The 11,791-nt window shown below is 68.8% G+C and carries 8 protein-coding genes; 3 read left to right on the forward strand and 5 right to left on the reverse strand.

Annotated features, from left to right (window positions below; genetic code table 11):
- Positions 1 to 195 precede the first annotated feature (195 nt).
- The 3 genes from JGU66_05245 to JGU66_05255 all read right to left on the reverse strand — a co-directional run bounded on the left by JGU66_05245 (position 196) and on the right by JGU66_05255 (position 5,200).
- Positions 196 to 2,904 (reverse strand): hypothetical protein, encoded by a 2,709-nt coding sequence (locus JGU66_05245; GenBank protein ID MBJ6760157.1) that lies wholly within the window; start codon positions 2,902 to 2,904, stop codon positions 196 to 198.
- 109 nt (positions 2,905 to 3,013) lie between these two features.
- Positions 3,014 to 4,045 (reverse strand): Virginiamycin B lyase, encoded by a 1,032-nt coding sequence (locus JGU66_05250; protein MBJ6760158.1) that lies wholly within the window; start codon positions 4,043 to 4,045, stop codon positions 3,014 to 3,016.
- Positions 4,046 to 4,156: 111 nt separating this feature from the next.
- On the reverse strand, positions 4,157 to 5,200 hold the full coding sequence (locus JGU66_05255; protein ID MBJ6760159.1) for a substrate-binding domain-containing protein: 1,044 nt from the start codon (positions 5,198 to 5,200) through the stop codon (positions 4,157 to 4,159).
- Positions 5,201 to 6,004: 804 nt separating this feature from the next.
- On the opposite strand from JGU66_05255, the gene JGU66_05260 reads away from it, so the two are divergent.
- The 3 genes from JGU66_05260 to JGU66_05270 all read left to right on the forward strand — a co-directional run bounded on the left by JGU66_05260 (position 6,005) and on the right by JGU66_05270 (position 9,682).
- Positions 6,005 to 8,512 (forward strand): sodium-translocating pyrophosphatase, encoded by a 2,508-nt coding sequence (locus tag JGU66_05260; GenBank protein MBJ6760160.1) that lies wholly within the window; start codon positions 6,005 to 6,007, stop codon positions 8,510 to 8,512.
- A 288-nt stretch (positions 8,513 to 8,800) separates the two neighbouring features.
- Positions 8,801 to 9,004, forward strand: coding sequence for a cold-shock protein (locus JGU66_05265; GenBank protein MBJ6760161.1), 204 nt, complete (start codon positions 8,801 to 8,803; stop codon positions 9,002 to 9,004).
- 258 nt (positions 9,005 to 9,262) lie between these two features.
- Complete coding sequence (locus JGU66_05270; protein MBJ6760162.1) at positions 9,263 to 9,682, forward strand: hypothetical protein; 420 nt, start codon at positions 9,263 to 9,265, stop codon at positions 9,680 to 9,682.
- Between the two features lie 18 nt (positions 9,683 to 9,700).
- Here the strand turns inward: JGU66_05270 and JGU66_05275 are convergent, their stop codons facing one another.
- Entirely contained in the window at positions 9,701 to 10,237 is a 537-nt protein-coding gene (locus JGU66_05275) for an NUDIX hydrolase (GenBank protein ID MBJ6760163.1), read from the reverse strand.
- A 26-nt stretch (positions 10,238 to 10,263) separates the two neighbouring features.
- The gene (locus JGU66_05280) at positions 10,264 to 11,772 is read right to left on the reverse strand and encodes a TolC family protein (GenBank protein ID MBJ6760164.1); all 1,509 of its coding nucleotides are present in this window, start codon (positions 11,770 to 11,772) and stop codon (positions 10,264 to 10,266) included.
- Positions 11,773 to 11,791: the final 19 nt, after the last annotated feature.

Genomic DNA, 11,791 nt, shown 5'->3' on the forward strand with positions numbered 1-11,791 from the left:
GCCCTTCGGGGACCGAGCCTTGGTCGCGGCAATCAAAGGCGTCCCGACACTCGACGGCGTTGCATCCGGCCAGCCAGGTCAACCAGAGCGCGACGACCCAGGTGCTGCCCTGAAACGATTGTCTCTTCACGCGATGCTCCCGTTCCGCGAAGGGTGGAGGGACGGGCCGCGCGAGGGCGGACCACGCCCCGGGGTTCAGCGCTTCTCGCACTCGGTCCGCAGGGGATAGAACCGCTCCTGGACGAGCGCGTCTCGGAAGTCGCGCACGTAGAAGTAGGCCATCACGCCCGCGTTGAACTGGGCATGGCGCAGCCACTCCGCGACCGCGTCTGGGTTGGTTCCCCCGCGAATGGCATCCGTCAGCGGGTTGTCCAACGTGCAGATGGCTTCCCACATCCGCGCGCCCCCCACCGCGCGCACGTTGCCGCTGTGCGGCTCCAGCGAGCCCGAGCCGAACTTCCCAGCGCGGACCAGGTCGCACGCGCCACGCGCCGCGCCCAGCATGTTGGCGCCCCACCGCGCCCAGTCCTTGAGGTCCGGCGAGAAGTCGATGTCCACCTCGCCGTACTTCACCCAGGCCTGCATGAACTCCTCGGTGAACTTCACGCTCGTCCCACCCGAGGCCATCCACACGAGGTAGCGCGCGGCGCCGTCAGCGCCATACGCGGACTCGAACAGCGCGCGGTTGGGCGCACCCTCCGGCGTGCTCCCGAACAGGCCATGCGTCAGGTCCGCCACGCGCGCGCCATTGAACGCCACCAACGTCTTGGCCGCGCCGCTCTGCCCGTTCGCCGCGCGACCGTGGCAGTTGGCGCAGACGCCCTGGAACACCGTGGCGCCCGGCGTGGAGAAGTAGAGGTAACCCCAAGGCAATCGCGGGTTGCCCAGCCGGTCCAACATCCACGGCTCCACCACCTGCGGCGCAGGCGCGCGGGCATCGAACGCGCACTCGTCCTTGGGCTCCCAGAAGTTCGTGGCGAAGGGCGCGCGGGCCAGCGCCTCATGAGCGGGCGTGATGCGGTAGCCCGTGAGGTAGGCGTTCTCCGGCAGGGCCATGAGCGACCGCCACGCCGTGTTGCGCGGCTCATACGGAACCTTGTCGGTGAAGTCCTCGCCCACCCAACGCACGTCCGCGGGAGGGACGCAGTCCTCGCGCACGGCGGCGTCCGCCTGTCGCAGCCGCGCCTGCTTCGCGGCGGCGCGCTGCTCGGCGCTCAGTCCCTGGTCGCGCGTCTTCCAATCCAACGTGGCCAACCAGCGCGCGACCATCGAGGCCGCGCGGCAGTCCTGGCCCGGGACGTTGGCGGGCATGTGGATGAGGCGCTCGTTGGTGGGCCGTGCCACGCGCTGGTAGAGCGCGCTGGCGGGCTCGGGGCTCTTCAGCTCCGTGGCGAAGTTCTCCACCTCCTGCGCGTAGAAGCGCAGCCCGTTGGTCTCCTTCACGAACGGATCCCACGCGTAGAGGCTGCCACCCGCGGAGAAGTCGAGCGGCTGGAGCGCGGGGTTGCTCTGCACCGCGAAGCCGCGCGGGTTGTGGCACTGCGAGCAGTTGGGAACCAGGTAGGCCTGGAGCGCGAGCTCCTCCGGCGTGCGCGCCGACTTCCCCTCGCGCGACGTGAGCGCCTCCAGGCGCGGAAGCTCCGCCGCCGAGCGCAGCCCCGTGATGACGCCCAGCCGGATGAGGCGATCCACCTGCGAGCGCTCGTCCTCCTCAATCACTGCGTCCGCATCCAGACCGCCCTCACCGGGCGCGCGGCGGTTCAGCTGCAACGGGGTGAAGCCCAGGACGAAGTTGTGCGCCTCGGCGCCCATGTGACAGTTCACGCAGCGGTGACGCCCGGGCACCGCGTAGTTGCGCGTGGCGTCCGGCGAGCGCTCATCCGTGCGGTAGACAATGACGCGGTCCGAGAACGGCGAGCCGTCGCGGTAGCGCAGGTCGTGCAGCTCCGCGACCGTCTCATCCGCGTTCCAGAGATAGGTGCCGAAGAGGGCATCCTGCCAGCGCTCGCGCGTGACGATGAGGCGCGTCTCGATGCGGCGGTAGCGCGTCTGTCCATCGGCGCCCACCACGGCCTTGAAGAACGTCTTGTAGAAGCGCGTGTTGGGCGGGACCTTGAACGAGCGCGAAGCCGCGTCGTACGCGATGGACTGTCCCGCGGGCACGTGAACCAGCCGCAGCTTCCGCGCGTTGTCGGAGAACAGCGCGTAGGTGGGCGCGAAGGCAAACGTCCCATGGCGCGCGAGCCGCGCGGTGTTGAGCGTGGCGACCTCCGAGTCCGCATCGGACAGGAAGCGCGGCAGCTGCGTGAGCGTGGCGAAGTACGCGTCCTTTTCCGGGTCCGCGCCCCGGAGCGAGTCCTCGGGGATGCAGTGCCCCAGGTCCGTCATCCCCTTTGCCACATACGCGGTGACCTCCGTGCGAGGCCCGCCTCCCGGAGCGTCCTTCACCTCGAACGTGCCCTGGGGCGCGCCCTGCTCCAGCCACGCCAGGAGCACCCGCCCCACCTCCACCGCCTGACGCTGGGTGTCCGCGCTCGCCCCCGGTGGCATCGCGCCCTGGAGGATGCGCTCCGCCATGCGATGCCCTTGCGTGCTCAAGCTGTCGCGCGTGTCCTCGAAGGAGAAGTTGCCCACGGCCTTCGGCGCCCGGTGACACTCGGCGCAGAGCGCATCGACTCGCGCCGTCAACCCGGTGAAGGACTCCTGGGTCCCCGTGGCGAGCGCTTCGCCCTGGCGCAGCGGGATCCGCTCCCCGGAGCGAGTGGAGGCACAGTGCGCCGCGTCCGGGTCCACGCCCGGAGGCGTCTCCACGGGAGTCGCGGGGCGCAGGTCGGACGAGCACCCGAGCCCCAGCAGGAGCAGCATCCACCCGATGCGAGCGCGACGGTTCCACCGCTTCCCCATGACAGACTCCTCCCCATGTCTGGTGTTGCGCCGCGCCCGCATAGCAAAGACTCATCAATCCCAGGCAAAGACAATCACGCCGTGACGCAATCTTTGGCGCGCCTTGACCTCACCGTGACGGCACCGGCAGCGCGCGCACCTTCCCCAGCTTGTCGCCCCCGAACTCGGTGAACCACAGGTGGGCGTCCAGGCAGAGAGGCCCGGGCGGCGCGAAGACGATGCCGGCCGGAACGCTGTCCACGGTAGGGATGGCGAACTCGGTGATGACGCCGTCCCGGGTGATGCGCGCCACCTGATTGGCCAGGCTCTCCACGAACCACAAGTTGCCATCCGGGCCGAGGGAGAGCGCGAGCGGACCACTGCCCGGCGTGGGCACGTCGTACTCGGTGACGAGGCCCTCGCGGGTGACGCGGCCCACCTTGTTGCCGAGCTGCTCGGTGAACCACACGGCGCCATCCAGGCCCACGGCGATGCCCGCCAGTCCGCTGCGCGGCGTGGGCACGTCGTACTCGCTCAGGGTGCCCTCCTCCGCCATCGCCGCCACCTTGTTGGTGCCCTGCTCGGTGAACCAGACACGCCCGTCCAGGCCCAGGGTGATGGCGCGCGGCTGCGAGCCCGAGGGCAGGCTGAACTCGGTGAGCTCGCCACTCCAGCTCATCCGGCCGATGCGATTGCCCGTCAGCTCGGTGAACCAGACATGCCCATCCAGGTCTGACGTGATGCCCGTGGGCGCCGAGCCTCGCGACGGCAGCGGGAACTCCGTCACCTCGCCCTGCGGCGTGATGCGGCCCACGCGGCTGACGGACGACTCGGTGAACCAGAGGTTGCCATCCAGCGCCGGCACGAGCTGCTGCGGGCCCGCCGAGCGCGTGGGCAGCGGAAACTCCGTCACCTCGCCCGAGCGGGACAGACGTCCAATCTTGCCCGAGCCCTCGGTGAACCAAAGCTGAAGGTCCGGCCCCACGGTGATGGCGCGCGGGCTTGTGCCCACGGGGAGCGCCACCTCCTCCACGGCGCCCACGGCGGCGGGCACATCCCGACACATCCAGGACAAGTCATTGGGAGCGGAGGTCTGCGCCAGGGCGGGCGCGCCGACGAGGAAGACAGCGGTGAGGAACGACGGGCGACGAGAGGAACGCATGGCGGTGTTCTCCAGGGAAGCAGCGCACGGCAACGCCCCGAGGACCGGAAGAGCGCGGCGCTCCCCGGCCCTCGGACACGGTCTCGACTCAGAAGGAATGGGAGGGGCGACTCAGTGGCAGACGCCCGCGCCGCGCCCGACGCCGTCACCGCCGCAGTCGAGCGGGCTCACGTCGCTGCACGAGATGAAGCCCTGGTCCACGAGGATGTTCTCGAAGTCCTGCGTGTTGGTGACGTAGATCCACCGATAGAGGCGGTTCTCTTCGGTCGTCTTGGTGAAGTTCTTGTTCTCGTTGAGGAACAAGCGACGCGACAGCGGATACACGCCGGACGCGCCCGACAGCAGCTTGCGCACGTTGGCGGCCGTGGGGGCGATGCTGTCCACCGTGAGGGCCACGTTGCCCGCGCGCTTGGCCGAGTCACCGGCGTAGCCCACCGCGTTGGCGTTGTTCTCCGTCAGCTTGCCAATGCAGGTGGTGGCGCTGTCCGAGGCGGTGCAGGGCGAGGGGTTGCTCGCGGACTCGTCGGCGATGACCGTCACGCCCGCGCAGAAGGTGGTGCAGCCCAGCAGCGACTTGAAGGTGTCCGTGGTGCCGGACAGGTCATCGCGGCGGTACTTGGTGATGGCGCCACCGGTGGCGCGGCCCACGCCGCTCCAGTCGTTGACGCACGTGGCCGCCGAGCCCGAGCCGTCACCGCAGTAGAGCTTCTTGAGGTTGGCGCTGGTGATGTTGGACAGGCCGTTGGTGGACTTCACGAACGCGTTCACCGCGTCCAGACCGATGACGTTGCTGGACTCACCGGGGCAGCACGCGCCCGTGGAAGCCCCGCCGCCCGAGCACGTGCCCGCCTTCAGGTCGCGCGACATCGGCGCCAGCACCTGCTGGCGGCCATTGCAGTAGGTGCCCGAGCCGTTGCGCAGACAGCCCTCGCCCACGCCCGAGCCCTTCCCCTCGATGGACAGCCCCGCCAGCGAGTCATTGTTCGCGCGGACGAACGCCTCCTTCAGCGTGTCCGAGCCGTAGAACTCCTTGTTGGGCCCCAGCGACTGCGCGGCGCTCCCCGTGCGCTCGACAGGCGCTTCGGCCTCGGGCCCGCACGCCAGGGCCCCCATCGACAGGACGACCGCGGACATCACCCACTTCATCGTGTTCATGGTGTGCTCCTCAGGGCTGCATGCTGCGCGTTGGATGGGCCCCGCTCCGGCCCGGGTCATCCCCAGGGCAAGGCAGGGCCCTCCCGCCTCGGCGCGGACGAGAAGACGTGATGCGGGCGGGAGAGCCATCGAACCCGGAGCCCCGGGATTCGACGCGACACACGGTGCCTCAAAGGCAGACATACCGCTGCCGCAACTTGGTCAAGACTCCGCCAGCGTCAGGTCACACCGCCCAAGCGGATTCTTCCTCGCGCGCCCCGTCACGCCCCGGTTCACGCCTCGGTAACTGGATGGCGATAGCGGCCAGCATGACGCCCATCGCGCCGCAAGCTTGCTCACACGGATTGTCCGTTAGTGGATAGTCGCGTCCCGGCCCGTCCCCCGCCACGCTGGCCCACCGCGCGCCTCCCTTGCCAGCGGCCGCGAGGCACTCCCCGAGTGCGGGCCGACCTCAGAAATCGACACTCGACGTGCGTTTTCATCTCGACTCTCTGTGGATTTTTCGGATTTCCCGAGCCCAATCCATCCAGCAGGGTAGGGCATGCCCCGGTGCCCAGGAGGGTCAGTCCGGCGGAAGGCAGACGCCTCCGGGGAATTCGACTTTCACTCTTGGTCCGTGATACTTCGAAACTGCCTTCGGGCGAGCAGCATGCCCTGAAGGGCGAGGCTGTGCTGAAGCGTCGGCGTGCGGAGCGTCTCCGCCCGTCGGCGGCCAACCCCTCGACATCCACTCCACTGCTTCATCTTGGGACACGGGGCATCCAGCCTCGGACCCATCGAGTCACTGTGAGGAGTTGCACCCCCATGACATCCACCGTTTCACCGATGGGCGCCCTCTGGAAGGGCGTTACTGGCACGGCAGCCCGGGTCTTCGGACTCCTGGCGCTGCTGGCGGGCAGTACCGCGCGCGCGAGCGAGGCGGACCTCAAGCTCCCCGATTTCCGTGGGGTCAGCTTCCTCGGCGGCGTTGATGGACACACCCTGCTGCTCTCCGGCATCGCGGTGTGTGTGTTCGGGCTCGTGTTCGGCTTCATGCAGTACGCGACGTTGCAGAAGCTGCCCGTGCACCGGGCCATGCTCGAGATCTCCGAGCTGATCTACGAGACCTGCAAGACCTACCTGATGACGCAGCTCAAGTTCATCATGGTCCTGTGGGTGCTCATTGGCGCCGTGATGGTCGTCTACTTCGGCGTGCTGCTGCACATGGAAGTGGGCCGCGTGGCGGTCATCCTCGTCGCCAGCCTGGTGGGCATCGCCGGGAGCTGCGGCGTGGCTTGGTTCGGCATCCGGGTGAACACGTTCGCCAACAGCCGCACGGCGTTCGCGTCGCTGCGAGGCAAGCCCTACCCCACCTATGCCATCCCGCTCCAGGCGGGCATGTCCATTGGCATGGTGCTCATCAGCACCGAGCTGCTCCTGATGCTGGGCATCCTGCTGTTCGTCTCGCCGGACTTCGCCGGCTCGTGCTTCATCGGCTTCGCCATCGGTGAGTCGCTGGGCGCCTCGGCGCTGCGCATCGCGGGCGGCATCTTCACGAAGATTGCCGACATCGGCTCGGACCTGATGAAGATCGTCTTCAAGATCAAGGAAGACGACGCGCGCAACCCGGGCGTCATCGCGGACTGCACGGGCGACAACGCGGGCGACAGCGTGGGGCCCTCGGCGGACGGCTTCGAGACCTACGGCGTCACGGGCGTGGCGCTCATCACCTTCATCCTCCTGGCGGTCCCCACGAACGAGACGCGCGTCCAGCTGCTCGTGTGGATCTTCATGATGCGCATCGTGATGGTGGTGGCCTCGCTGGTGTCGTACTGGATCAACAACATCATCCAGGGCGCCAAGTACAAGAACGCGGACCACATGAACTTCGAGACGCCGCTCACCGTGCTGGTGTGGCTGACGTCCGTGGTCTCCGTGGCCCTCACCTTCCTGGTGAGCTACCTGCTCATCCCCACGCTGGGCGACGGCACGCTGTGGTGGAAGCTGTCGGCCATCATCACGTGCGGCACGCTGGCGGGCGCCATCATCCCGGAGGCCATCAAGGCCTTCACCTCCACGGAGAGCCGGCACGTGCGCGAGGTCGTCACGGCCAGCCGTGAGGGCGGCGCGTCCCTCAACGTCATCTCCGGCCTGGTGGCGGGCAACTTCTCCGCCTACTGGATGGGCCTCATCATCGCGGGCCTCATGGGGATGGCCTACTGGTTCAGCGGCATGGGCGTTGGCAGCCTGATGGTGGCCGCGCCGGTGTTCGCCTTCGGCCTGGTGGCGTTCGGCTTCCTGGGCATGGGCCCGGTCACCATCGCCGTGGACTCCTACGGCCCGGTGACGGACAACGCGCAGAGCGTCTACGAGCTGTCGCTCATCGAGAACGTCCCCAACGTGAAGGCCGAAATCCAGAAGGACTTCGGCTTCACGCCGGACTTCGACAAGGGCAAGGAGTACCTGGAGGAGAACGACGGCGCGGGCAACACGTTCAAGGCCACCGCCAAGCCGGTGCTCATCGGCACCGCCGTGGTGGGCGCCACGACGATGATCTTCTCCATCATCGTGCTGCTCGTGGGCCTGACCACCGACGCCATGGGCCAGCAGGTCCTCAACGCGGTGAAGGCGCAGAACCTGTCCCTGATGCACGCCCCCTTCCTCCTGGGCCTCATCACCGGCGGCGCCATCATCTACTGGTTCTCCGGCGCGTCCATGCAGGCGGTGTCCACCGGCGCCTACCGCGCGGTGGAGTTCATCAAGGCCAACATCAAGCTGGAGGGCGTGGAGAAGGCCAGCGTGAGCGACTCGAAGAAGGTCGTCGAGATCTGCACCCAGTACGCGCAGAAGGGGATGATCAACATCTTCCTCGGCGTGTTCTTCAGCACGCTCGCCTTCGCCTGTCTGGAGCCCTACTTCTTCGTGGGCTATCTCATCTCCATCGCCATCTTCGGTCTGTATCAGGCGGTGTTCATGGCCAACGCCGGCGGCGCGTGGGACAACGCCAAGAAGCTGGTGGAGACGGAGCTGAAGGCCAAGGGCACCGAGCTGCACGCGGCCTGCGTGGTGGGTGACACGGTGGGCGACCCGTTCAAGGACACGTCCTCCGTGGCCCTCAACCCGGTCATCAAGTTCACCACCCTCTTCGGCCTGCTCGCCGTGGAGCTGGCGGTGGAGATGAACGCCGCGGGCCAGGGCACCCTCTTGGGCGTCTTCTCGGCCGTGTTCTTCGTCCTGTCGATGTTCTTCGTCTACCGCAGCTTCTACAACATGCGCATCGAGAGCAGCCCCACCGCCGAGGTGAAGACCAACGCCGTGGCCAAGGCGGCCTGATCTCCTTCGTCGCGCGGAAGTCTTGGAGCGGCAGGGCGCCCTTCCCGGGCCCTGCCGCTCTTTTCATGTCCGGTGATCAGCGCCCCCGCATGGCCAGACACCCATGGCGCAATACGGACCCAGGTGCGGGTGGGAATCCTTCCCACCCGTGGACGGCTTGGCTGGATGCCTGGGGGGCTTCCACTCGCACGGCAGGGGCGTGCAAACTGGGCCTTGCACTCAGACCCTCACATTTCGAGAGGGTGGACGCCGCGCGGAGTGCCGCACTTCCAGCGAGAGAAACGATTCATGGCTACGGGTACCGTGAAGTGGTTCAACGATGCGAAGGGGTTTGGCTTCATCGTGCAGGACGGCGGGGGTGAGGACGTGTTCGTCCACCACTCGGCCATCAACATGGATGGCTTCCGCACCCTCCAGGAGGGGCAGAAGGTGGAGTTCGACGTCGGCCGCGGCCCCAAGGGTCTGCAGGCTCAGAACGTCCGCTCGACCTGAGACACCGCCGCCTGCGTCCACCAGTGAGGGCCCGGTCTCGCCTGACGCGAGGCTGGGCTTTTTCATGCGCGGGGGCGGATCATTCCAGACCCCGCGAAGCCCCTCTCACGCGCCGAAAATGTTCCACCCCAGACGGTTGGCGGGCGCGCAATCCGTAGCAAGTATTCCACTCCCGCCCCATTTCAAGAGGGGGGCGTGAGCAAGAAAACAGACTCTGGTAGAGTTTGTCGGCGCGCGAAAAAAGGGGAGGGCGCACCTATGTTCGAGGTCACCAATGATGTGAGCCGTCGGACCATCACCGCCAGAATGAGTGGCTTCATGCGGCCGAACGAGATGAAGGAGTTCGCCAGCATCTACCGCAAGGCAACGGATTCGTACTCGGGCGGGCGCCACCTGGTGCTCGCGGACATGCGTGGACTGAAGGCCCTCGAGCCGGAGTCGGCCACGCTCTTCTCGGACGTCATCAATCACGGCCGCAAGAATGGCTGCGTGATGTGCGCCCACGTCTCGGACTCCACCATCGCGCGGCTGCAGACGGCGCGCGTGGCCTCGGAGGCCTCGCCCAACGACGACATCACCATGGACTGCGTGTCGCTCGACGAAGCGCACGTGCAGTTGGCCAAGGCTCGCTCCCGGTTCTTCCTGGGCAACGAGCACGGCACGGCCCAGGCGCGCTGAGCGCGCGGGGCAGGAGCATCAGCGGCGCGTGGCCCGCGAGGCCCTGCGCCGCCGGGCATCTTCCAGGTAGGTCCGGACGAGCGACGACACCGGCAGGCGCAACGCCATCTCCAGGTCAATGAAACCCGCCCACACCACCTCGCGGGCATCCACCGCGAGGACGGGCTCCGTTTCCACCGTGACCTCGAGGAAGTGGACGTGGTCCTGCTTGTGCTCGTCCGTGCCCACCGTCTCGAAGCAGGGCCGCAGGGCGTGGGGGCCCAGGCGAACGCCCACTTCTTCGTGAAGCTCACGCGCGCCTGCCTCCGCGGGAGACTCCCCGCGGTGCAGGCCGCCGCCCGGCATGCTGAGCTGTCGCTTGTAGGAGTTCTGCAGCAGCAGCACGCGCTCGCCACACCAGATGCCCACGAAGACGCCGTGCGTCTGCGGGTGGCGAACGCGCCAGTACACCCTCGCCAGGTTGTAGGCGCTTCGGTACGCCACGCGCGCCAGCGCATCCACCAGAGGCTTCACGCCCATCTCTTCCTCGCGCCCCTCGCCGGGGCGCGTGTGCATCCACGAACGTCCGGCCCGACGGCGCCCTACCCGCCCTGCGAGCCGAGGGCGAGTTCGGCGAGCCCACCCTCCGCGGCGGCCAGCTCCGCGCGGCGGATCTCCAACGTCGCCCGCGCCTGGGCCGCGCTGCTCTGCGCGAGGAAGCGGCGGTTGTCCGCGTCCGTCACTTCCAGGTTGGTGGCCATGCCCGCCTGGGCCTGCGCGCTCACCTGCTTCTGCGCGCGCGCGGCCAGCTGGGCCTGAGCCTCCGCCTGCGCCAGCGCGGCCTGCGCGGCCTGGACGTTGGAGCGGGCCGCCACCCAGCTCGCGCGCGCCTTGGCGCGACCCGAGACGAGCGAGGCGCGGGCCTGGGCCAGCTTCGCCTCGTCCTCGTGCTTGGCCGCGTAGCGCACGCCGCGGTCATACAGCGGCACGGTGATGGCGAGGATGAGGTCGTAGCTCGTGGTGCGACCGCTGAAGCCGCTGTTGGAGTTGTAGTTGCCCTTGGCGATGGCGGCCAGGCTCGGCAGCCACGCGAAGCGGTCATAGGTGACGACGCCCTCCGCCGCCTCCACCACCTTGGCGGCGCTGCGCACCGAGTAGACCTGCTCCCACGGTTGATCATCCTCCGTGCGCAGCGCGCCCCACGGCATGTCGTCCGTGCCCGGCGCCGCGGGGCGGATGGACTCGCCCACGAGCGCGCCCAGGAGCGCGAGCAACTGCGCCCGCTGGCCCTCCAGCTGCGCCATCTGCGTGCGCGCCTGCGCGGTGTCCGTCTGCGCGCGCAAGAGCGCCACCTCCACGGACACGCCCGCATCCAGCAGCGCCCGCGCTTCCTTCTCGCGCTGCAGCGCCACGTTCTCCGCGTCGCGCGCGGCCTGGAGGAGCTGCTCGATGCCCTGGAGGCCCAGGTACGTGCGCGCCACGCCGAGCAGAATCTGCTCGCGCGCCTCCTGCGCCCCCAGCTCGGCGGCCTCCGCGCCGCGCTTGGCGGGCGAGATGAGGAACGCGCCCTGCGGCGTGAAGAGCGGCTGGGAGAGCTGCAGGGTGCCGTAGCGCGACCACTCGGCCACGATGGGCACCGGAGGCGGCAGCATGGCCGGGTTGGGCGGAGGCAGGCCGTACACGGCCCCCACGCCGTTGAAGATGCTGCCCAGGTCCAGCACGGACGGCGCGCTGGTGCGCACGAGCTGCCCGGACGCGGTCAGCTCCGGCAGCCACGCGCTCCAGGCGCGCTGCACGCCCGCGCGAACCACCGCGGCCTGGGCGCGGGCCACCGCCACGTCCGGGCTCTGCTTCGCCGCCAGCGCCAGCGTGCCGCGCAGCCCCATCTCGCGGGCCGCGACCGGAGTCACCGCGGCATCCGAAGCCGAGGCGGCCGCGGGCGCGGTGGAAGCAGGCGCCGAGACAGGCGCGTCCGAAGCACGGGCCGGGGCGGTCGCTTGGGCGAAGCCGGACAGCGGAGCCAGCGCCGCCAGCAGCGCGAGCGAGGACAGCCGGCGGACGGGCGCGGCGGACGAAGCGCCGCCGCGCTGGGACGAGGAACGGGTCGTCATGGAGAGAGAGTCCTGGTGG

The sequence above is a fragment of the Myxococcaceae bacterium JPH2 genome (assembly GCA_016458225.1).
Lineage (GTDB): Bacteria > Myxococcota > Myxococcia > Myxococcales > Myxococcaceae > Citreicoccus.